This window comes from Enterococcus sp. DIV0682, from assembly GCF_051712685.1.
GTDB lineage: Bacteria > Bacillota > Bacilli > Lactobacillales > Enterococcaceae > Enterococcus > Enterococcus faecalis.
In genome coordinates, this window is record NZ_JBIOPK010000001.1 from 1,431,891 (window position 1) to 1,454,943 (window position 23,053).

Sequence of the window (23,053 nt, forward strand, 5' to 3'; positions counted from 1 at the left end):
TTAATTACATATTTTCTAAAGCGGCTTGGGCTAATAAGTTTAAGTAGTTCCAAGGGCGATCAAAATGTGGTTGGAAGAAGAAATCAGAAATCGCTAAATCTTCGACAGTCATTTTATTTTGGACCGCTAATGATAAAGTATTGGCAGATTGTGTGATATCATATTTAGACATCAATTGACCACCAACAATGCGTTGTGTTCCTTTTTCATAGACTAATTCCATCAGAACTTTTTCAGTTGTTGGCATAAACTCTGGACGATAGTTATCTTCGAAAACAGTTGCTTCGACATCTAGTCCGTTTAATTTGGCACTTTCTTTTGTCACACCTGTTGAACCAATTTTCCAACCGAATAAATATAAGCCAGAAGTTCCCTGTGTGCCACGATAAGCCAATTTTTGTTCAGTCAAATTACGACCTACTAGCATACCTTGACGAACAGCATTCGTTGCTAATGGGATATAATTTTTTGTTTGACTTGGGTTGTAGTGAACAACTGCACTATCACCCGCAGCAAAAATATCAGGATTGCTTGTTTGCATATACTCATTGACTTCAATTGCACCATTTGGTAACATGTCAACTTTATCTTTTAATAATTCTGTATTTGGACGGAAACCAACACACATAATCACCATATCTGCTTCGAATTCTTGACTTGGTGTAATGACTTTTGCTACTTTTCCTTGCTCATCTGCTACGAATTGTTGGACATTTTCACCTAAAGCTAAATTAACGCCACGATCAACTAATTCTTTTTCTAGAACATCTGTGAATGGCTTATCTAAATATTTATTTAAAATGCGGTCTAACCCGTCAACTAAAGTAACTTGTTTACCTGATTCTACAAAAGCTTCTACTAATTCAATACCAATATAACCGCCACCAACGACAACGACACGTTTGGCATCTTTCGCTTTTTCGATGATCACGTTGGCTTGTGAATAGTTTTTACATAATAAAATATTTTCAGCATCAATTCCTGGAATTGGTGGAATAATTGGCCAAGAACCAGTTGTCATCACTAATTTATCATAAGAAACGGTCTCAGTTGCACCCGTTTGTAAGTTTTTCGCTATAACAGTTTTGTCGTCCACGTTGATTTCTTCAACATTGTGTTCCATCTTCACTGTTGCTCCTAAAGAAGCCAGTTCTTCTGGATTTGAATAAAATAAATCAGCAGCATTTTTAACTACGCCTCCAACGTACAAGGCAATTCCGCAAGATAGGAAGGAAATATTGTCATTTCTTTCATATACAGTGACTTCCGCCTCCGGGTGATTTGCTAAAATACTTTTAACTGCTGAAGTTCCAGCATGGGTACATCCTACGACTACGACTTTCATGTTGTAAATCCCTTCTTTCACAATCTTTGTTTTGCAGAGGTGACGTCTCCCTCTGTCTGTTTAAAATATATCAGAGGAATCAAGCTTATTCGAGTTCTATGCTTGTGAATCGCATATAAAAAAATTCACAAACTGTTGCTAATTCTTAATAATAGCTAGTTAATTTTTTGTTTTTAAGAATTTAAAAGTCAATAACCACACAAAAAAACAAGCATAAGAGTGAAAACTCTTACGCTTGTGAAATTTGCCTAGACAAGTGACTTATCTTTTGATAAATTTTTAACAGTATGTAATTTTTTACACATTCTCCTGTTGTGCTTGTTGGCAATCTGGACATAATCCATATAATTCTAAACGATGTTCATTAATTTCGAAGCCTGTTAATTTACTAGCGGCCATTTCAACGTCCTCTAACCCTGGATAATGAAAATCAACGATTTTACCACATTTTTGACAAATCACGTGATAATGTTTCTTCGAACTAAAATCAAAACGACTAGATGCATCGCCATAACTCATTTCTTGAACGAAACCGATTTCAGTAAATAAACGTAGATTGTTGTAAACCGTTGCTACACTCATATTTGGAAAATGATCTTCTAGTGCGCGATAAATTTCATCAGCTGTTGGGTGTGTATGATTTTCGATTAAATATTCCAAGATAGCATAACGTTGCGGAGTAATTCGGATATTGGCTTCTTTTAATTCAGCGAGTGCATTTTTAACCAATACGTTGTCCATCTTTGTATCCCTCCCCTGTCTATCTTTCTTAAATAATACTATTTCTTATTACGATTGACAAGAATTATTGTAGGATTCTCGTGGAAAAAACGAGCATTTTACTAAACTAAGAGAAATGCTCGTTTTTTGGCGTGTTTTTTATTCTGGAAATTCGTAAAGAGCTGTCGAAAGATAACGTTCACCGTTATCTGGAACCAGCGCTAAGACACGTTTGCCTGCGCCTAATTCAACTGCCAAATCAATGGCAGCTTTAATTGCTGCCCCTGCTGAAATCCCCACAAGGATGCCTTCTTTTGGCCCCATTAAACGAGCAGTTTCTAATGCGTCTTCACTAGAAACAGCGGCAACTTTTTGATAAACGGTGGTGTCTAAAACTTCTGGGACAAAACCAGCGCCTATTCCTTGGATTTTATGTGGACCTGGTTCGCCACCTTCTAAAACAGGCGACTCTGTTGGTTCTACTGCAACAATTTCAATATCTGGAAAAATCCGTTTCAATTCATGGCCAACTCCTGTAACGGTTCCTCCAGTGCCAACACCAGAAACAAACGCATCTAAGCCACGTTTACCAAAGACATCAACAATTTCTTTTCCTGTTTTTTGTTCATGTACCATTGGATTAGCTGGATTATTAAATTGCAAAGGCATGAAGTATCCGTGTTCTTCTGCTAATGCTGTGGCTTTTGCAATTGCCCCTTTCATTCCTTCGGCACCAGGGGTTAATAATAGATCAGCCCCATATGCTTGCATTAATTTGCGGCGTTCAATACTCATAGTATCTGGCATCACAATCTTAACTGGATATCCCAACGCAGCACCTACCATTGCTAACCCAATGCCTGTATTACCACTAGTCGGCTCAATAATTGTTTGTCCAGGTTTTAGGCGACCATCTGCTTCGGCTTGTTGGATCATGCTTAAAGCAATTCGATCTTTCACACTGCCACCAGGATTAAAGAATTCTAGTTTAACAAAAACATCTGCAGCTCCTTCTGGTACCATCCGTTTTAATTTCACAACTGGGCTTTGACCAATTAACTCTGTTACTGATTTTACATAACCTTTAGTCATAATCCTACATCCTCCAATTTTACAAACAATATAATAATTCTTTCTCTAAGCATAGCTCAAAAAAACGATTTCTACCAGAAAAACGAATTTTAGTTTGTGAAAAATTAAATAAAAAAACGGATTATGCTCATCAAATAATTGCTGCTGGCCCTACCTATTTTCACGATAAAAGACCTTACAAAAACTACTGCTTTTGTAAGGTCTTTCTTCAACTAAATAATTGCAAAATTAACCGATTTGGATGGTTTGACCCACCGATAAAACAGAATCCAATGTTAATCCATTTAGTGACATTAAATTATCAACTGTCGTTCCAAAACGTGCAGCAATGTCCCACAATGTGTCGCCGTTTGCGACAGTGTAACTTTGACTAGCTACAGTTTCTGCTGTTGCTGTTGCAGAAGCCGCTGTATCGATTGTTGTATCAACGGTTCCCGTTGTATCTGAATAACTAGTGGTTTGAGCGACTGGTGCTCCCCAATCATATTGAGTTAAATTATATGCTTCAATTAACCAATTCAATTTTTCGGCATAGCCTGGATCAGTTGCATAACTTCCGGCTAAAGCGGCTGTTGCATCGCGATAACTGCTAGTATTACTCTTCCAAACGCCTGAATAATGGTATGTATCCCCAAAAGCAGTGGAACGAATAACATTGGCATGATCTTGGAACGATTCCGCATAAGAATTATAACTTCTAAATGCTGCTGTGACGGTCACCCATTGTCCGTCTAAATATTCTTTTGTTGGCATATAAACAGATTGTCCATTATAACTTCCTTTTACACCAAACAAGTTATAGTTCGGTGCAGATGCTAACCCAGAACTACCATAACTACTTTCTAGCAACGCTTGAGCAATCATGACGGAAGCATACATATCATTGCTATTGGCAACGGCTGCTGCTGAATTTCCGATTTCATTAATAAATGCTTGCTGGCTTGATTCTGCTTGGGCAGGTACCGCAGCACCAACCACAGGTGCTAAAATCATTGAAGTCCCCGCAACGGCGGTAGCACGTTTATAAGCTTTTTGCTTTTTAAGAGCTTTTTGAATATGTTTACTACTTCTTGTTAACTGTTCGCTCATTCATTTTTCCTCCTCACTGTCTCACTTTTCTATTTTACCGTTAATTTCCTATTGAAACAAGAAATAAACGTATTAAATTTTGAGTTTTAAAATTTCTGTAATGTAATTGAAATCTTGTTTGTATTTAATTAACCCTCTTCACACTTGTGAAAACAACCACTTCTTCTTTTCAATTTGATGAGATTTTTGTTATTTATCCTCTTACTTTTCTTTATTTATTGTGATAAACTTTTTAATGGACTTGTCACTTTTTGAACAAACTTTATAAGAGGAGTCTGTTTTTGTAGTCAAAACAACTATTGCCGAGTAGTTGTTGTATTACAAAATGAATTACATAGAAATGTAGGTGGTTAGATGAAGAAACAACAATCGGGTTTAACAAATCAAGTGACGTTTTTATTAGCGTTAACTTGCGGGGTCGTGGTCGCCAATATGTATTATATTCAACCAATTGGCACCCAAATTGCTCAGGACTTTCAAGTCAGTATTGGTTCTATTGGTTTTGTTACTATGCTGACCCAATTAGGCTATGCGCTAGGCTTACTTTTTCTTGTTCCATTAGGTGATGTCGTTGATCGCCGCAAATTAATCATTCGAGTAGCTGCGCTCTCCTCGCTGTCTCTAGGTGCTGCGTTTTTTGCACCAAGTTTTCTCCTGTTTGCATTCTCTTCTTTTTTTATTGGGTTGCTCTCTATTGTCGCCCAAATTATTATTCCTTATGCTGCGGTCATGGCGGGACCAGCAAACCGTGGTAAAGTAACAGGTCGAATGCTGGGCGGACTATTGACAGGAATTTTATTATCTCGAACGATTTCAGGTTTCATTGCTAGTGCAGCTTCTTGGCGAACAGTGTACCTAATCGCCGTAATATTCGTGTTAGCATTGGTCGTTCTACTCCAATTAAAATTGCCCAAAACAGTGATACATACTCAAACTTCAAATCGATTAACTTATTTAGGTTCTTTGAAAAGTCTTCCTAAGCTAATCAAATCGCAACCTTTGTTAAGAGAAGCAACTGTCAATGGCTTTTTTATGTTTGCAACCTTTTCAATCTTTTGGTCTACATTAATTTTCTTTGTTAGTAGTCCAGCTTATTATTGGGGACCGAAAGAAGTCGGTATTTTAGCAATTTTTGGTTTATCGGGAGCATTCGTAGCACCCATCATTGGTCGTCTATCCGATTATTATCCAGAACGGAAGATTGTTTTGATTGGCCTGTTGATGCAGTTCGGTAGTTTTATCTTACTTTTTCTAGGTGGAACACATGTGGTCTTACTAATCTTAGCAATTATTGTTTTAGATATCGGTACTCAATTTGGGCAAGTAGCCAATCAAACACGCGTCCAAAATTTAGGAGAAGAAGCCAGCAATCGTAACAATACCGTCTTTATGTTTTTCTATTTCATCGGCGGTTCACTGGGTTCATTGATTGGTACATTAATGTGGCAAAATTATGGTTGGTCCGGTGTTACTTTAACTGGTATTGGGTTCCAATTGTTCGCATTATTTTTCCACTTTATGCTCTTTGCTCCCAAAAAGAAATGAAGCAAAAAAACCTGAATGCTATCACAAGCATTCAGGTTTTTTAATGTTTATTTATAGTGATTTATAGGTATTAACCACATTTTCAGGAGTAAAGCCGAATTTTTCAAGAACTAGACCGCCAGGTGCAGAAGCGCCGAAGTGATCAATTGTGATTGTTTTGCCTTCTGTTCCTACATAGCGTTCCCAACCAAAGCTTGCTGCAGCTTCAATCGCCACACGTTTTGTCACAGCTTTAGGTAACACACTTTCTTTATATTCAGCAGATTGTTTTTCAAATAAATCAAAACTTGGCATTGACACGACAGATACATCGATGCCTTCTTCCGCTAATTTCGCTTGTGCTTCCACTGCTAGATTTACTTCAGAACCAGTCGCAATTAAAATCCCTGCTGGTTGTTCACCTTTTTGTGGTGACAATACATAAGCACCTTTTTGAACAGAATCAGAAGCGTGTTCTAACGTTCCTTCTAAAACAGGTAAGTTTTGACGACTTAGAACTAAAATAGTTGGTGTTTCCGTAGAATTCATAGCAATTTTCCAAGCAGCAACAGTTTCATTGCCGTCTGCTGGACGAATCACATGAACATTTGGAATGCAACGAACACTTGCTAATTGCTCAATTGGTTCGTGTGTTGGCCCATCTTCACCCACCGCAACAGAGTCATGCGTTAAGACGTAAGTTACAGGAACTTTTTGTAAAGCGGCTAAACGGATTGCTGGACGTAAGTAGTCAGTAAAGACGAAGAATGTTCCGCCATAAACATGGCTACCACCGTGTAATTGAATCCCGTTCATTGCTGCAGCCATTGCAAATTCGCGAACACCAAACCAAATATTACGGCCTTCGTATTGACCAGGTTCGAAATCTTTTTCTGCAGCAACCATTGTATTATTTGAGGCAGATAAATCGGCTGAACCGCCCCAGAAACTTGGAACAACTTTTGAAATAGCTTGAATCGTTTCTTTACTTGTTACACGACTTGCGGCACTTGTTCCTAGTTCATATTTAGGTAATTCTTGTTCCCAACCTTCAGGTAATTGGTTGGCAAAAGCTTCTTTAAATTGTTTGGCTAATTCTGGATGCGCATGTTCATAGTTCTTAAACATCTCATTCCAAGCCGCTTCTGCTTTTTGGCCTTCGTCAATCATCGTTTCTTTAAAACGAGCAGCGACTTCCTCTGGCACAGTAAAGTCAGGATATTCCCAACCATAAACAGCTTTAGCCGCTGTAATGCCCTCTTCACCAATTGGCGCGCCGTGAACGGAAGAAGTTCCTTCTTTTGGTGCTCCGTAACCGATGACTGTTTTAACTTCAATCAATGTTGGTTTATCCGTTTCAGCTTTAGCCGCTTCAATCGCAGCCTCTATTTCATCTAAATCATTGCCATCTTTAACTAAAATATGTTGCCATCCGTATGCTTCATAACGAGCCCCAACATTTTCAGTAAAGGCTTTAGAAGTTGGTCCATCTAATGAGATGTCATTTGAATCGTACAAGACAATTAATTTACCTAATTTCATATGACCAGCCATTGAACTTGCTTCTTGAGAAACACCTTCCATTAAATCGCCATCACCACAAATTGCGTACGTATAATGATCCATAATAGGGAAACTATCACGATTATAAGTTGCAGCTAAATGCGCTTCAGCCATTGCCATACCAACAGCCATAGCAATCCCTTGTCCTAGAGGTCCTGTTGTTGCTTCAACACCATCTGTGTGGTGCACTTCTGGATGCCCTGGTGTTTTACTATCCCATTGACGGAAATTTTTCAAATCGTCAATTGTTACGTTGTATCCTGATAGATGTAATAAGCTGTACAACATTGCAGAGCCGTGGCCTGCTGAAAGTACAAAACGATCACGATCAACCCAGTTTCTAGAAGTTGTTGGGTTCACCTTTAAATGTTTTGTCCAAAGTGCATACGCCATTGGGGCAGCACCCATTGGTAAACCAGGATGTCCTGAGTTCGCTTTTTGTACGGCTTCAATACTTAATGTCCGGATTGTATTAACGCCCAATTGATCTGTCTTGTCAAACAAAAAAATCATCTCCTAATTTAGGTTTTTTTTACCTTTATTCATAGTGTAGCTTATTTCGACAATGAAAGCAATTACTTTCTGTTGTGAAGTCCTTTTTCACGTTGAATTTTTTTTAGTTTTTCAGGAGTCACATCGGTCCCTTCTTGATCCACGACCTTCATTCCTTCGATATGGTGACGCATCCCTCCACGAAATGCTTCTAAATACTCTTTACGTAATTCTTGTTGTTCGACTTTTTCTTTCGCACTAAGTTCTTCCACTTTTGCTTTATTCGCTAATTCATTTATACGGGCAATTTTTTCTTTCGATAACATCAAAATCCCTCCTTACTCTCACTGTCTATATTATAAGAACTGCCTTAAAAAAACAACTATATTCTGATATTTATAAAACACGAACGCTTGTTTGATTTCGTTCGCATTTTATGGTACACTAATTTTATCAATTGAAAGAAGGTGCGGGTTTTGGCGAAACGTACAGAAACAAGACAATTAGAAGTACTTAAATATATATACGAACAAGTCGAATTAAAGGGCTATCCGCCAACCGTTCGCGAAATTGGGAAGGCTGTTGATTTATCCTCAACTTCTACCGTTCACGGACATTTAGCTCGTCTTGAAAAAAAGGGTCTAATCTTACGTGACCCAACAAAACCGCGAGCAATCGAATTAACACCAGAAGGCTTGGAAAAGATCGGAATTCAACCGACAACTATTCCGATGTTAGGTGTCGTAACTGCTGGTGAACCAATTTTAGCGGTGGAAGAAGCATCAGATTTCTTCCCGTTACCTCCTGATTTACGTACAGAAGAAAATGCTTTATTTATGTTGACGATTCGAGGAGAAAGTATGATTAACGCAGGTATTCTAGATGGCGACCAAGTGATTGTTCGTAAGCAATCGAATGCCAATAATGGCGACATCGTAATCGCAATGACCGATGAAGATGAAGCAACCTGTAAACGATTCTTCCGAGAAGTAGATCATATCCGCTTGCAGCCTGAAAATGATGCATTAGCGCCTATTCTTTTAGATAACGTTACAATTTTAGGTAAAGTTGTTGGTTTATATCGCAATCATATTTAATAAAAAAAGGAAGTCACTCCGTTGAGCGGCTTCCTTTTTTGCTTGTTAACAAGTGAATAGCCTTTTGGGCTTCCTCGATAACCTCTTCTTCAGTTTCTACAGAAAGTAGATAATTTAAAGCTTCTAAACTTTGTTCGGGTTCTCTTTTTGCGAGCTGACCTAACGACCAAGCAGCTGTTCCGCGAATGACAGGACGCTGATCATTTAAACAGAGAATAATTTGTGGGATAGCTTCACGGCCGCCCAAATTCGCTAACGCAATTAAAGCATTCCGTTGCAATGGTTTTTTACCACGCCAAGAGCCTGCTAAGTGTCCGAATTGCTGTTTAAACTCTTTATTGGAAATAGTTAATAACGGTGCTAATTTGGGATAAACTTCTTCAATCTTTGGTTCCATCTCTTCATGAAAATGAAAATCTTTTCCTTTATTATAAGGGCAAACCAGCTGACAAATGTCGCAACCATAAATGACGTTACGCATTTTTTTTCGATACTCTTCAGGCATCATGCCTTTTGTTTGCGTTTGATAAGACAAACATTTTTGAGCATTCATTCGACCGTCCCCTAACAAAGCCCCTGTAGGACACCCTGTGATACAACGAGTACAATCACCGCAACCATTTGGAACAGGTTCATCTGGTTCAAATTGAATGTTGGTGGTCACCTCACCTAAATATACAAAGGAACCAAATTCTTCGGTAATCAGTAGACCATTTTTACCAATGAATCCTAAACCCGCCCGCTGAGCAACAGCGGTGTCAACATATTCGCCAGTATCTACTTGCGGCCGAAAGCGCCAGTGTTCTTTTTCTGCTTCAGTGGCAGCTTGCTCTTCAATAAAAGCAATTAATTTTTGCAACCGATCCTGCAAAATGTGATGATAATCAATTCCCCAAGAGGCTCGCGCAAATTGGCCACGCTTTTCATCTCTAGGCATTTTTTCCTGAGCTTTGGTGGGATAAGCTAAAGCAATGGAGATAATACTTTTAGGATGCTCAAACGTTTTTTCTGGGTAAATTCGTTCTTCCACATTTTGATGTTCAAACCCCGAGTTATATCCTCGCTCTCGTTGTTCATGTAGAGAATCTTCTAATTCAATAAATGGTTCAGCATGAGTAAAGCCGATTTTATCGATGCCTAAACGTTGACTCTCTTGAATAATTTTTTCTTTCAATGTCGGCATTGCTCATGCCTCCCTTCATTTTATTATTTATCGTTTCGATGATACGTTTCATAGTCATGTGCATAGAGATTTTTCTCGTCCACGACGCCGGGAACAGTGGCAACTTTTTCCCAAACAGACCAGTCGATTTCTGGAAAGAAAGTGTCGCCTTCAAACGTTTCATGAATCATCGTCCGATATAAGACATCGCATGCGGGAATCAGTTCTTTAAAAACGACAGAACCTCCACCAATAACGGTCACGCCTTCATACTTGTCAGCATACGCAAGAATTTCCTCTACGGAATGCATAACCAAAACGCCTTCAGCTTGGTAATCCGGATTACTGGTAAGAACAATCGTTGTTCGATTTGGTAACGGACGACATCCCATGCCTTCGAAAGTTGCACGTCCTAAGACCAATGTATTATGAATTGTTTTTTCCTTGAAAAATTTCAAGTCGTTGGGTAAATGCCAAGGCAATTTGCCTTCTTTACCAATCACTCCTTGTTCATCTTGGGCCCAAATAGCTGCTAACATAGCTTCTCTCTCCTTTTTTATACGGCAATCGGCGCTTTAATCGTTGGATGTGGGTCATAGCCTTCTACTTTAATATCTTCCATATCAAAATCAAAAACAGAAGCCTTGTCTGGATTCAAAACGAGCGTTGGAAAAGAACGAACTTCTCGTGATAATTGTTCTTGCATTTGCTCCACATGATTTTGATATAAGTGGGCATCTCCTAGCGTGTGTACAAACTCCCCCACTTCTAAACCTGTTTCATGTGCAATCAGATGTGTCAATAAAGCATAGCTTGCAATGTTAAAAGGAACACCTAAAAAAACATCGGCACTGCGCTGATAAAGTTGACAGCTTAATTTTCCTTCATTTACATAAAATTGAAACATAGTGTGACAAGGCGGCAACGCCATTGAAGGCACATCTTCTGGATTCCAAGCGGAAACAATTAAACGGCGAGAATCAGGATTGGTTTTAATCATTTCAATCACATTAGCTAATTGATCGATAAAGCTACCATCTTTGGTTTCCCAGTGACGCCATTGCGCACCATAAATATTCCCTAATTCACCATATTTTTCTGCAAACTCTGCATCATTTAAAATGGCATCACAGAATTTTTGATGTTCTTCTTTGTATTGTTCTGCAAACGCTGGATCTTGTAAGACACGATGCCCAAAATCCGTCATGTCTGGTCCTTGATAATCTGCGCTTTTTACGTAACGTTCGAACGCCCATTCATCCCAAATATGATTATTTCGCTCTAACAAATAGCGAATATTCGTGTCGCCTTTTAAAAACCACAATAACTCACTTTTAATCAAGCCAAACGGTACTCGTTTGGTTGTTAGTAAGGGAAATCCTTTGGCCAAATCAAAACGCATTTGATAGCCAAATAAACTATACGTCCCAGTTCCTGTACGGTCTTCTTTAAAATGACCTTCTTCTAAAATCTTTTTTCCTAGCGCTAAGTATGCTTCTTCCATCTTATTCCCTCCGTCTCTTAATCCGCGTATTCACTCAAGTATTCCCAACGATTCATTTTTTCTTCTAACAATTGTTCCGTTGCAGTTACTGCTTCTTGCAATTCTTGTAAACGAACAAAATCATCACCCTGATGATTCATTTCTTCAGTTAATGTTTCTAATTTCGTTTCTAATTGTGTGATATCTTCTTCAATTGTTGCCCACTCTTTTTGTTCCATATAAGTCAGCTTTGTTTTTTCTTTCTTTTCTGTCGATGCTTCTTTTACTGGTTTATTGAGTGGTTTTTCTTTGACCTTTTCTTGTTCTTTTTGGTTCGCCAAATATTCACTCATCGTGCCATAAAATGATAGGATCTGACCATTTCCTTGAAAAACTAACAATTTATCCATTGTTTTATCCAAGAAATAACGGTCATGAGAAACCGCAATTACCGCTCCTTTAAACGTTTGGATATAATCTTCTAAAATGGTCAACGTATCAATGTCCAAATCGTTGGTTGGCTCATCCAATAATAACACGTTAGGCTGACTAATTAATAATTTTAAGAGATATAACCGGCGTTTTTCTCCACCAGACAGTTTGCCAATCAGTGTGCCATGCATAAAACGAGGAAATAAAAAGCGCTCTAACATTTCAGCGACCCCAACGCTGCTTCCATCACTGCGTTTCACTTCTTCTGCTGCTTCTTGCAAATAAGCAATCATCCGTTGATTAGGATCCATTTCTTCGTTTTGCTGGGTATAATAGCCAATTCGGACGGTTTCACCGATACTATATAGACCACTCTCTAAAGGAATGCGGCCAGCTAAAATATTTAATAATGTGGATTTGCCTGCACCGTTTTTACCAGTAATGCCAATTCGATCGTTTGCTTGAATGAGTAAATTAAAGTCTTTCAAAAGCTGTTTATGATCAATGGCATAATTTCCTTCCTTGATTTCCAGAACTTTTTTCCCTAAACGCTGCGTGGCAAAGTCTGCTTCTAAGGTGCCATTGGTTTGTACCTGATGCAAGTTTTCTTTTAAATCCTGAAACCGATCAATTCTTGCTTGCTGTTTCGTTCCTCGTGCTTGAACGCCCGCTCGCATCCACGCTAGTTCTTGTTTGAAGAGGCGTTTTCTTTTTTCTTCTTGCTCTACAGCGACACGTTCACGTTCGGCTTTTTCCATCACATACCTTTCATAGTTTCCTTTGTATTCATACAGTTTTCCAAAAGAAAGTTCGAAAATCCGATTGGTTACTCGATCTAAAAAGTAGCGGTCATGGGTCACCATTAAAACCGCGCCACGATAGTTATTTAAAAAGTTTTCCAGCCATTCAATCGTTTCATAATCCAGATGGTTCGTTGGTTCATCCAATAACAGTAAATCAGGCGCTTCAATTAAGACTTGCGCCAAGCTTACTCGTTTTAACTGCCCACCAGAAAGCTCACCTATTTTCTTTTCCAATGTGGGAATGCCTAATTTTTGTAAAATAATTTTTGCATTGGTATCTGCTGTCCAAGCATCTTGTTTATTCATGGCTTCTTCTGCTTGCGTGTAACGTCTTTGAACCCCTTCGTCTAAACCATTCTCACTTAAAGCAGCTAACGCTAATTCATAATTTTTGACCGCTTTTATGATCGGGCTATCTCCCTGAAACACGGCTTCTGCAATCGTAATATTCTCGTCAAATGTTTGATTCTGGGAAAGGTACCCAATTTGATAGTCACTTGGCTGCTGAATTGCAGCAAGATCACCATCACCGCTATCTACGCCAGCAATAATATTTAATAAACTGGTTTTCCCTGTGCCGTTAATCCCAATTAAACCAATGCGATCTTTTTCATGAATCAAAAAAGAAAGATGATCAAATAGTGTTTTTTCCCCATATGTTTTGGTTAAATCTGTTACTTTTAATTCTTTCACCGACACTACCAACTCCTTCTATTTTGGTCTTGCTTATTGTATCAAAAATCAGCGTATGCGGCTACCAAAAAAATAAATTATAGACGTTCAGAATAATCTTCGTCAAGAGAGAATTTCATATGTAGCAAACCTTAACCTTGGATAAAAATTCAAACCCGTTTTGTCCAAGGTTCTGTATGTTCTTTATTTTCTTGATAAATAGCCTCGAGCAATCTCCCAAACATTGTCTTCATAATTACTAAAAACTGTGTATATATCTTTTCCCAAAGGATTGAACAGTGAAATACAGGAAACACCGGGATCACAACCTTCAATATAAATATGCGTATGATTTTTTGTTGGATTGGCCAACCAAATTCCAAGTCCGTAATGTTCTTTTTCATTTCCTGCATGTTTTTTAATCATTTCTGAAATGCTCTTTTCAGATAAGATTTCATAGGAGAACAGTCCATCCCAAAAGTTACAGTTGTTTCATTCAGGACTAAGATGCCTTGCATCGCCAACTGCATTTCCTCTAAGCTAGTGGCGAACAGGTTTTTGGTTTGTCGGTCAAACTCATTGAGCTTTTGTATTTGCTTGTGGAGTTTGTCAATGTCTTGAAGGTTGCGACTTGTAGATTGGTATTATGTAAGTTTTGTTATCGTGTATTAATAATTTTTAAATCCAGGTTCTATATTTATTTTAAACAGAGTGATTGCGGTTTAAATTGACCACAATCACTCTGTTTTTTCTGATAGATATAGCTATATTTTATTAGCCATTGGCAACTGGATTAGTAAATTTAGCCTTATTAATCAAGACTTCACTATCAGATAGTGAAGTGTTTTTTTATTTAATTTCCAATGTAACTTTCAGCGATATCAATATCTTTAGTCATGTCTAACTTAGGAAATTTTTTATCAAGATTTCTTAAACAAGTAATAAATCTTTTACTTTGAAGTTGTTCAGATATATCTTCAAAAATTTCACTGATATAGTATAGATTCTCCTCATTGCATTCATTAAGATAATCTATTGTTTCATCTTCGTTTTGAGTTAAAAGTATCGTCATTTCATTCCAACACTTTTCTATTCCGTAATCATCATTTATATTTAAACCTTTTCTTTCTTTTAAAATAGCTTCCATTTTATTTTTTAATTCCATGAATCTTCTCCTCCTACTTTATGGCTGTTTTGTTCCATCTGGAAATACAGTTACAGGTTTTCCATCAGTTTTTATTACTCCAACTCGTACACCATTAAACTCACCAAAAACAGCTTCCCCGTCTTTAGCACTAGCAAAATTTTGTTGACTAGCAACATGTTGCCCTGCATTTTCTATATCTTTATTCGTCCAATTTTCTGGAAACCATGATTGATTATTTCCAGTTCTTTTAACTTTAACCTTATGGTCTGGTACATTCCCAGTCCTAACACCATTAGGATAAGTTTTTTCAACATTTACTTCAAACCCATTTTCTTTTAGGTAATTAATGTTAGACTGACCATGCCCGCCACCTTTCATTTTAGACACTTTTCCTGTTGACGGATTAACAGTAAAATCTCCAACATTCGAATGTTTCAAACTTTGTTCTGGAATTTCAACTTTAGGTACCTTACTTTCACTGACTTTCTTAGAAAAAGTCTGCGCATTCCTTACCGACGCAACGCCCATTCCTAACATCCACAAGGAATCCCACAAACCTGACTCTTGGATTTCATCCATGACTCCTTGGCCTTTTGACAGGAGACCTAATCCTCTTACTCTGTCATCTTTTTCAAAGTAATTATAGCCTTTTTTCTGTTGGTTATTGGCTCGTGTTGTCAGTTCTTTCGGGGTCAATTCCAAGACAGCTAAGTCGTATTTCTTTACTAAGGAAGCTAAGTTTCCTGATAGTTTTTTCTCGTCTATTCGGTAGGAATAGCCGTCTTTTTCTAGCATGTAATAATTGAAACCGTTCTTTTTATCATGAACATAAAGAATGGTGCAACCCGCTAACAGCTGTTTGTCAGTGACTTCATTTTTAGTATCTTTTTTAATCTCCGTGAAGTAACTTTTATCAACACCACTTGGCAAGGTGTAGAGACCGTTGCTTTTGACAGTTGTTTCATTCAGGACTAAGATCCCTTGCATCGCCAACTGCATTTCCTCTAAGCTAGTGGCGAACAGGTTTTTGGTTTGCATAGCGAAATCATTGAGCTTCTGCAATTTCTTTTGGATTTTGTCAATATCTTGTTGGAGGCTATCCGCTCAGATAGTATAGTGCTTTTTTTATTTTACAATTTCGATTTGTTTTAATTTACCTGTCTCTTGATTAACCTGAAATTTTCTCCCTATAAAATCAGTAACAAATAAATTGTCACTTACATCTAAATTCATTCCAACTATTGGGGCACAAATGTAGTCTGAATTATTTTGTGGAGGAATGTTTTTTATCCGCCATTCGATATCCCCAGTTTCATTAATAGCAACAACATTACAAAGTTCCTCTTCAGTCAATTGTCGACCAGAAGGAATTTCTAACATTACAAAAATATGGTTATTATTTGATTTCAGTTCAGATATATTATATTGAAATTCTATTTTTTTCCCTAAAATTGTTAATTTATTATTTTCATATTCAACTTTATTATCTATTTTAATCCACTCCATTCTTTGATAGTTCCTAATTCTTTAAAATCTCCAATATATTGACCTTTCAAATCAAATTGAACACCTCCACCTTTATGTTCAAACAATGGATTCACTTCACCCATTCGTAAACTGCTTCCCTTTGGTACCATTACTTCTCCAACATACTTTGGTAAATGAGGAAGTGAAAATTTATCTTGGATTTGAGCAGGAGTTAACCCTTTAATAGCTTCTACTTCCATAAGCCAGCCACCATGTAATTTAGAATTAGTTCCATCGTAAACTCTAACAAACTTTGTATCAGCTAATAAATCTAAATCTTGAACTACTGTTTTAGAAGTATATGGCGGTTGATCGTATCCTTGATTTTTCCACCAATTATTGATACTTTCAGCTGATTCATATTTATTAACTTTTACATTATTTTTCATGTTTCCTAACTGGTCATCTAAATAATTAAATCCACTGGCTTTCTTACTAAATTCTTTTTGTTTCACATTCCCCGCATCATCCAGTCCATCCAATCTTGAAGCAGCTTTTTTCCCAGCACGTGCACCTAGCACCACATTACCAACTTCTGTTAGTGTGCCTGCCCACGCCGCATACTTGAATTTATTGGCTTCTTTTTGACTAATTTTCTTTCCTGTATAAGGATTAATGCCTATATTTGCACAAGCAATGGTTTTTCTGCTGATTTCTTCTAGACTGTCGGTTTTCTTGATTAGCTCTATTTTTGGTTTGGCTGTTTCAAGAACCGTAGAAGCTTCTTTTTTAATTTCCGTGAAGTAACTTTTATCAACACCACTTGGTAAGGTGTAGAGGCCGTTACTTTTGACAGTTGTTTCATTCAGGACTAAGATGCCTTGCATCGCCAACTGCATTTCTTCTAAGCTAGTGGCGAACAGGTTTTTGGTTTGTCGGTCAAACTCATTGAGCTTTTGTATTTGCTTGTGGAGCTTGTCAATGTCCTGTTGCATACTATCAGCCATCTTAATAAAGGTCCGTTGGGCATTTTGTAAGAGTTCATAAATTCCTGGAATCGGCTGACTATGGGCTAATGTGGCGACTGCCCTAGCAGAATCGTGCAATAATTGTTGGTTGGCTTTCATGATTTTTATTTTTAATTTACTTTAAATAGAGTGATTACAGTTAATTCAAACCGCAATCACTCTATTTCTTTTTAATGAATATACAGTTATCTTTTGTTAGTTATTGGCAACTTGATTAGTGAGTTCACGCTTACTAGTCAAGACTTTACTATTTGACGCCAATCAGATAGTAAAGTGCCTTTTTATTTTACTAATCTAATTGTTTAATGCTTCCTTCGCATATGAAATATCCATCTCCAAATCTAAATCTGGAAATTTTTTCTGCAGTTTTTCTAATGTATCAATAAAATCTTCACTTTGTAGATTTTCCGATATATCTTCAAATACTTCGCTTATCCATTCTAATTGACTTTCAGAACAATTATTCAGATATTCAATCGTGGCTTTCTCATCTTCTGAAAATATTTGCGTCAATTCATCCCATATTTCATTAATTCTTGGGTCATCTGGTAATAATTTTTTTCGTTCATTTATTAAATTTTCTATTTTTTCAGAAACAATCATTTTTAGCTCTCTCCTTCTTTTACGGTTGTCTAGAGTTATCAGGTATTATTGTCGTCACTTTTCCATCTTTCTTTATTATCCCCACTCTAACACCATCATAATCTCCAAATGCCCATTGACCATCAGGTAATTTCTTATTCTGTGGAAGATTATTTATATGATTACCAGCATCACGAATTTTAGAATCATTCCATTCTTTAGGAAACCATGACTGACCATTTCCTGTTCGTTTCATTTTATTTTTATGACTTGGAATATTCCCCGTTCTAACACCATTTGGATATTCTTTAACAATATTAAAATCTATATCATTTTCTTTCAAATAATCCATATTACTTTGCCCATGACCACCATTAATCAATCGATTATTAGTATTGAAATCTCCTAAATCAGCATGCTTTAATATTGAATCAGGTACATTATTTCTCACATTAGCCCCACCGACTTTATTATAAGTCATGCTCCCAGCACTTTTAGACTTATCTAACACATAAGTCTTTCCGTTTCTACTTCCTTTTAAAACAACATTATCAGTTCTACTAACTTCGTTAGAAAATGTCTGGGTACTTCGGATTGCTGCGGTACTTAATCCTAACATCCACAAGGAATCCCACACACCTGATTCTTGGATTTCATCCATAATGCCTTGGCCTTTTGACAGGAGACCTAATCCTCTTACTCTGTCATCTTTTTCAAAGTAATTATAACCTTTTTTCTGCTGATTATTGACTCGGGTAGTTAGTTCCTTTGGCGTCAATTCTACTACATCTAAGTCATATTTTCTTATTAGAGAAGCCAAGTTTCCTGATAGTTTTTTCTCGTCTATTCGGTAGGAATAGCCGTCCTTTTCTAACATATAATACTCAAAATTTCGTGATTTGTCATGGATGTACAAAATAGTGCAATCTTTTAATAACTGTTTGTCTTTCATTTCCGCTGTTTCAGCTTTTTTAATTTCAGTAAAGTAACTTTTATCAACCCCACTTGGTAAGGTGTAGAGGCCGTTACTTTTGACCGTTGTTTCATTCAGGACTAAGATGCCTTGCATCGCCAACTGCATTTCCTCTAAGCTAGTGGCGAACAGGTTTTTGGTTTGTCGGTCAAACTCATTGAGCTTTTGTATTTGCTTGTGGAGCTTGTCAATGTCCTGTTGCATACTATCAGCCATCTTAATAAAGGTCCGTTGGGCATTTTGTAAGAGTTCATAAATTCCTGGAATTGGCTGACTATGGGCTAATGTGGCGACTGCTCTAGCAGAATCGTGCAATAATTGTTGGTTGGCTTTCATGATTTTTATTTTTAATTTGAGTTTGTCTTCATCTAAAAAACCTTCACTGGCAATAAACGCATCCGCAGCGCTGTATTTGGCCAAATCACTTTGGACGTTATCAACGGCGGCAGTCATTCGATGAATCGTCGGAATCACTAATTCTGAAAATAGCCCTTTTCCCGCATTATAGGCAGCACCAGACAATGTATGACCGTCGATAGCTGCGATTAGTTGCTGACAACCAGCTGTTAGCTTACTGGTGGTTGTTCGGGCAACTGCTAGGTTGCTGGACAGCGCACGCATCATTGCTGAAGAATCGCTACTGGAGTAGATTAATCCCATGACAACCGACTCCTTTCTCTTTGGAGCTGTAGTCGTTCTTCATTCGATTGTGCGGTTGCTTTTGTGTATCTTTGACTTAATTCATGTGTCTGTTGTTGTAAAAAGCCCCTTAAATAGCGTTGTTTTCCAGAGAGCTCCTCTTGCTCCCAACGCGTCGACTTACCGCCTTTATGAATCACTTCTGCATTGAGTTGCTCAAGTTCGCGGAAATTTCTGGTTAGTTCAGACTCTAGTGTACCAAAAATGGTTTGGATTTGCTTCTTTTCCTTCGACAATTGATCCATCGCTCGTTCTTTTTCGACAATCTGTTCCGCATAGTTCCTTCTTAATTTTTCATTCGTATCCTTTTCCATCGTTTCTCCTTATTTAAACGTTGTTTGGCTATCTCTAGCCGCCATCGTTGCCGCTAATTTGGGGAATTTATTGGCTTGTGCGTTGACACCATTGACTACTTTTGCTAATTGATTGAGCAGTTGATTACTGACTTTAACCCCTTTTTTCATGCTTGAAATATTGCTTTCTCCTAAATGACATGTTTGATTTTTATTCACAGATACATTCTTGATCCCGGCAATTGCCTTTTGGGCAGCGCCTTGATTGGATGCGATTTTTACCATCAACTTCCTCCTTTAATTATTATATAAAAAGAGCATTCAAAAGAATGCCCTTTCAATTCATTAAAAATCAGAAGAAATTTCTTACTCTTCTGATTCTTCATGTGCTCGAAACATCTGATTATATCTTTCTTCATCTTCTTGATTATCTCTAATGACTTTAGATAAAGTGAATGAAGAAGAAATTAACCCTACCGATCCCATTAAATAATATCCCTTTACCATTAAAGGCTCCTTTAATGTATAAAGTCCCACCAAAATTAATACCACAAAGAACAGAAACGAACCCCATGCTAACATCACAAAAGCTGGTGTGTTTCGATAAGCTTTTTTCTTTAAATGATTATTCATTTTCCCCTCCAACAACTATAATTATTTAAAAACCAAATGAATGTGCATCCTGTTGATCTCGTTGTGCGACAGTATCAGCGTATTTGTTCAATTGTTGATTGATGCTAATAAGTAATTCTTCCATTTTTTTCACGTTACCCTCTAATTGATTATATTGTTCCAAGTACGCTTGAAATGCTTCGCCTTTCCATTGTTGCGAAATTTGTTGATTCATTGAATTAACTTTGCGAATTGCATCGTTAATTTGATTCGAGGCTTGTGCGTAAACTTTAGCTTGACTCTTAAGTTGTTCTGGAGTTACCGCAACTGTCCCTACCATTTTCACCACTCCTATTTAATCGTATATTTATTATTATAATAATTAAATTGTACACACAAACACCACATAAATAAAGGGTTTTTTTAACGAAATATTAAAAATTGTTATTAAATAACGTTTTAGGCATATATCAAGAAATATAAACAAACGTTGCGAATAATGATTAAAATATTTATTTTATTAAAAATTATATCTATCAATGGATTTTGTTATTATTTTTAATTAAATGTATAATTATTATAAAGAAAAAACCACCGTAAAAATTCTTTAAAATAAAAAATTTTACGGTGGTTTTTAGTCTGTACTTAAAATTTAGTTATAGGATTTTTAAATTTTGAAGGAGATATCAACTCTTCTCATACACTATTACTTATTCTTTATTAAAATTTTTAACAAATCGTTTCAGCGGAACATTATTCACTTCGCCGCTAATCGAATAACTCTCTAATAAATTGACATTTTTTCGTAACTCGTTCGCTTCGATAATTGAAATGCGTTCAGATTGTTCGTAATGATCAATCATCCGTCGTTCTTCTTGGAAGCCTAATAATAGGTCTTTGACATAGTCTGTCTCCGTATGAACAATATACGAATCAATAAATTCGCCTTTTTCAAACTTATGGGCTAAATCCAAGCGTCCGTCAATGAAGAAATCAATTAAATCATCATCATAGACACCGCGCAAATTATCTAAACTCTTCAGAATAACTTGAGAATTTCTTAGAAAAACTTGGCGAATATTTTCTAGTTCTTCATTTCGTAATTCTTTTTCTTCTTCAGAAGCTTCACCACGATTGAAAAATAACTTAGGATGTAAAAGAATCGAAATGATTTGTCGAGCAAATAATAACCAAAAGCCTACAATCGATAATAATTGTTTGGCAATCGACCGTTGCATCCGTGTAATCAAGCGTTGATACATACGATAACTTCTGACACTAATTTCTCCTTGTTTCAGACTTTCTTCTAGGCCGTCTCGTTCAATGGACACAATTAACGTCCGCAACTCTTGCACTTCTTGTTTTCGTTCTGCACTTAGCTGCTCGGTATACAATTCTTTTAAACGATCTTGATAATTTTCAATGACCGCATTCATTTCACCACGAGGATTCTCTTCATTTTGCTGTTTTAAGACATCAATGACATCACGTAATAAATCAATTTCGACTGACTCTTCATTTTCCACTTCCGTCTCTGAATCAGTTAAAAATGGTAAAACTAGAATCCCACCAATCAGAGTCACCAAAATAACACAAGCCGTAATGAATAGTAATAACGGTCGTTCTTTAAAATGCTCGCCGTTAATCGCTGTTGGCAAAATAAAGATGGTAGCTAAACTCACTGTTCCTTTAACACCGCCAAAAGTTAAAATCAGCATTTCATTCATTGCGTTTTTAACTTTCTTAAGGCCATGTTGAAGCGTGTAAACACTGAAAATGGCTAAGAAACGAATCAAAAAGACAACGGCGCTAATAATTAGAACAACCATTAGTAGGAACCAGTTTGAATATTGTTGGTCAATCCAAATTGGCGAAAACACTTGAGAAAGTTCAATTCCTAAGAATAAGAAAACTAAGGCATTTAAGGTGAACTCAATCATACTCCAAATACTTTCGCCAACATTTGACAGTTCTGCTTCAAAAAGCGAAACTTTTTTCAAACTAGACGCTTGCATAATTCCAGCAATCACAGCAGCAATAATTCCAGAAACGCCAATCAACTCTGAAATTAAATAAGCAATAAATGGCAAGAGTAATTCAATCAACAAGTAGCCTGTAACATCTTTTGCCACTGCAGTTTCAAGTAAATGAACAATTTGCTGTTTTAATAGAACTAACACGATTCCGACTACCGCTCCACCAATACTGGAAATAACCAAGGTCCCTGCCGCTTCCACCGGCGAAAATGACCCCGTTAATAAAGCCGCTAATGCAAATTGAAAGGCTGTAACGCCTGATGCATCATTAATGAGCCCTTCACCAGATAAAATGTTCATCGAACGTTCAGGAATGTCAATTCGTCCTGATAACGAACCTACCGCCACCGCATCCGTTGGTCCTAGAGCCGCTCCAAAAGCGAAGCAAGCGGCTAATGGTAAAGTAGGCAAAATCATATGCAAGGTCCAGCCGACTCCGACTAAGGTAATTAACACACCAAAAAAGGCCAAGAAAAGAATCATCCCGAAATTTTTCATCATTGCTTTCAGATTGATTAGCTCCCCTTCTCTAAATAAAAGCGGTGCAATAATCATTACTAAAAACACTTCAGGCTCAAATTCAATTTCCTGCCCCATTTTAGTTAAACCAATTAGAACGCCTACAATAATTTGCACAATTGGCAGCGGAATGACGGGAACAATCCGGTTGAATATGTTTGAGAAGGTAATAGACAGTGCAAAAACAATGATTAGAAAGGTAAATTCCATCCTATCATTCCCT

24 protein-coding genes are annotated in these 23,053 nt (G+C 37.2%); 2 read left to right on the top strand and 22 right to left on the bottom strand.

Annotation, left to right across the window (positions count from 1 at the left end; genetic code table 11):
* Nucleotides 1–4 precede the first annotated feature (4 nt).
* The 4 genes from IGK96_RS06855 to IGK96_RS06870 all read right to left on the bottom strand — a co-directional run bounded on the left by IGK96_RS06855 (nt 5) and on the right by IGK96_RS06870 (nt 4,246).
* Complete coding sequence (locus IGK96_RS06855; RefSeq protein ID WP_002357559.1) at nt 5–1,345, bottom strand: NADH oxidase; 1,341 nt, start codon at nt 1,343–1,345, stop codon at nt 5–7.
* A gap of 297 nt (nt 1,346–1,642) precedes the next feature.
* Complete coding sequence (locus tag IGK96_RS06860) at nt 1,643–2,086, bottom strand: Fur family transcriptional regulator (RefSeq protein ID WP_002357560.1); 444 nt, start codon at nt 2,084–2,086, stop codon at nt 1,643–1,645.
* A 138-nt stretch (nt 2,087–2,224) separates the two neighbouring features.
* Nucleotides 2,225–3,157 (bottom strand): cysteine synthase A, encoded by a 933-nt coding sequence (gene cysK, locus IGK96_RS06865; protein WP_002357561.1) that lies wholly within the window; start codon nt 3,155–3,157, stop codon nt 2,225–2,227.
* A 228-nt stretch (nt 3,158–3,385) separates the two neighbouring features.
* Nucleotides 3,386–4,246: a glucosaminidase domain-containing protein gene (locus IGK96_RS06870; RefSeq protein ID WP_002357562.1), complete on the bottom strand. Its 861-nt coding sequence runs from the start codon at nt 4,244–4,246 to the stop codon at nt 3,386–3,388.
* Nucleotides 4,247–4,600: 354 nt separating this feature from the next.
* On the opposite strand from IGK96_RS06870, the gene IGK96_RS06875 reads away from it, so the two are divergent.
* Complete coding sequence (locus IGK96_RS06875) at nt 4,601–5,791, top strand: MFS transporter (protein WP_010823681.1); 1,191 nt, start codon at nt 4,601–4,603, stop codon at nt 5,789–5,791.
* A 51-nt stretch (nt 5,792–5,842) separates the two neighbouring features.
* On the opposite strand, the gene tkt is transcribed toward IGK96_RS06875, so the two are convergent.
* Together tkt and IGK96_RS06885 are read right to left on the bottom strand one after the other, a co-directional pair.
* Nucleotides 5,843–7,837 (bottom strand): transketolase, encoded by a 1,995-nt coding sequence (tkt, locus tag IGK96_RS06880; protein ID WP_010775843.1) that lies wholly within the window; start codon nt 7,835–7,837, stop codon nt 5,843–5,845.
* A 71-nt stretch (nt 7,838–7,908) separates the two neighbouring features.
* Nucleotides 7,909–8,151: a DUF896 family protein gene (locus tag IGK96_RS06885; RefSeq protein ID WP_002382327.1), complete on the bottom strand. Its 243-nt coding sequence runs from the start codon at nt 8,149–8,151 to the stop codon at nt 7,909–7,911.
* 150 nt (nt 8,152–8,301) lie between these two features.
* Here IGK96_RS06885 and lexA point away from each other — a divergent pair, with 150 nt between their 5' ends.
* Nucleotides 8,302–8,922, top strand: coding sequence for a transcriptional repressor LexA (lexA, locus tag IGK96_RS06890; RefSeq protein WP_002357566.1), 621 nt, complete (start codon nt 8,302–8,304; stop codon nt 8,920–8,922).
* 13 nt (nt 8,923–8,935) lie between these two features.
* Here lexA and queG read toward each other — a convergent pair whose 3' ends face one another.
* The 16 genes from queG to IGK96_RS06970 all read right to left on the bottom strand — a co-directional run bounded on the left by queG (nt 8,936) and on the right by IGK96_RS06970 (nt 23,040).
* Nucleotides 8,936–10,105, bottom strand: a complete 1,170-nt coding sequence (gene queG, locus IGK96_RS06895) for a tRNA epoxyqueuosine(34) reductase QueG (protein WP_002366694.1) — start codon at nt 10,103–10,105, stop codon at nt 8,936–8,938.
* Between the two features lie 23 nt (nt 10,106–10,128).
* The gene (dfr, locus tag IGK96_RS06900; RefSeq protein WP_002360302.1) at nt 10,129–10,623 is read right to left on the bottom strand and encodes a trimethoprim-sensitive dihydrofolate reductase; all 495 of its coding nucleotides are present in this window, start codon (nt 10,621–10,623) and stop codon (nt 10,129–10,131) included.
* Between the two features lie 17 nt (nt 10,624–10,640).
* On the bottom strand, nt 10,641–11,588 hold the full coding sequence (locus tag IGK96_RS06905; protein WP_002357569.1) for a thymidylate synthase: 948 nt from the start codon (nt 11,586–11,588) through the stop codon (nt 10,641–10,643).
* 17 nt (nt 11,589–11,605) lie between these two features.
* The gene (locus IGK96_RS06910; protein WP_071646705.1) at nt 11,606–13,495 is read right to left on the bottom strand and encodes an ABC-F family ATP-binding cassette domain-containing protein; all 1,890 of its coding nucleotides are present in this window, start codon (nt 13,493–13,495) and stop codon (nt 11,606–11,608) included.
* 183 nt (nt 13,496–13,678) lie between these two features.
* Nucleotides 13,679–13,900 (bottom strand): hypothetical protein, encoded by a 222-nt coding sequence (locus tag IGK96_RS06915; RefSeq protein WP_085443340.1) that lies wholly within the window; start codon nt 13,898–13,900, stop codon nt 13,679–13,681.
* Between the two features lie 427 nt (nt 13,901–14,327).
* The gene (locus IGK96_RS06920) at nt 14,328–14,639 is read right to left on the bottom strand and encodes a hypothetical protein (RefSeq protein WP_002361825.1); all 312 of its coding nucleotides are present in this window, start codon (nt 14,637–14,639) and stop codon (nt 14,328–14,330) included.
* Nucleotides 14,640–14,657: 18 nt separating this feature from the next.
* The gene (locus IGK96_RS06925) at nt 14,658–15,659 is read right to left on the bottom strand and encodes an EndoU domain-containing protein (protein WP_010828803.1); all 1,002 of its coding nucleotides are present in this window, start codon (nt 15,657–15,659) and stop codon (nt 14,658–14,660) included.
* Nucleotides 15,660–15,746: 87 nt separating this feature from the next.
* Nucleotides 15,747–16,127 (bottom strand): hypothetical protein, encoded by a 381-nt coding sequence (locus IGK96_RS06930; RefSeq protein ID WP_010828802.1) that lies wholly within the window; start codon nt 16,125–16,127, stop codon nt 15,747–15,749.
* Nucleotides 16,109–17,215: an LXG domain-containing protein gene (locus IGK96_RS06935; protein ID WP_225585695.1), complete on the bottom strand. Its 1,107-nt coding sequence runs from the start codon at nt 17,213–17,215 to the stop codon at nt 16,109–16,111. Before IGK96_RS06935 ends, IGK96_RS06930 begins: the two co-directional genes overlap by 19 nt.
* A 195-nt stretch (nt 17,216–17,410) precedes the next feature.
* The gene (locus tag IGK96_RS06940; protein ID WP_010824213.1) at nt 17,411–17,719 is read right to left on the bottom strand and encodes a hypothetical protein; all 309 of its coding nucleotides are present in this window, start codon (nt 17,717–17,719) and stop codon (nt 17,411–17,413) included.
* A gap of 19 nt (nt 17,720–17,738) precedes the next feature.
* Nucleotides 17,739–19,331, bottom strand: coding sequence for an EndoU domain-containing protein (locus IGK96_RS06945; RefSeq protein WP_104876228.1), 1,593 nt, complete (start codon nt 19,329–19,331; stop codon nt 17,739–17,741).
* Entirely contained in the window at nt 19,322–19,684 is a 363-nt protein-coding gene (locus tag IGK96_RS06950) for a hypothetical protein (RefSeq protein WP_002354889.1), read from the bottom strand. The genes IGK96_RS06945 and IGK96_RS06950 overlap by 10 nt, the downstream gene beginning before the upstream one ends.
* Before the next feature lie 9 nt (nt 19,685–19,693).
* Nucleotides 19,694–19,948: a hypothetical protein gene (locus tag IGK96_RS06955; RefSeq protein ID WP_010828798.1), complete on the bottom strand. Its 255-nt coding sequence runs from the start codon at nt 19,946–19,948 to the stop codon at nt 19,694–19,696.
* Nucleotides 19,949–20,029: 81 nt separating this feature from the next.
* A complete protein-coding gene (locus IGK96_RS06960) occupies nt 20,030–20,296 on the bottom strand; it encodes a YiaA/YiaB family inner membrane protein (RefSeq protein ID WP_010828797.1) in 267 nt (88 codons plus the stop codon).
* A 25-nt stretch (nt 20,297–20,321) separates the two neighbouring features.
* Nucleotides 20,322–20,615, bottom strand: a complete 294-nt coding sequence (locus tag IGK96_RS06965) for a WXG100 family type VII secretion target (RefSeq protein ID WP_010824652.1) — start codon at nt 20,613–20,615, stop codon at nt 20,322–20,324.
* A 370-nt stretch (nt 20,616–20,985) separates the two neighbouring features.
* Nucleotides 20,986–23,040 (bottom strand): cation:proton antiporter, encoded by a 2,055-nt coding sequence (locus IGK96_RS06970; RefSeq protein ID WP_002360309.1) that lies wholly within the window; start codon nt 23,038–23,040, stop codon nt 20,986–20,988.
* Between the last annotated feature and the right edge of the window lie 13 nt (nt 23,041–23,053).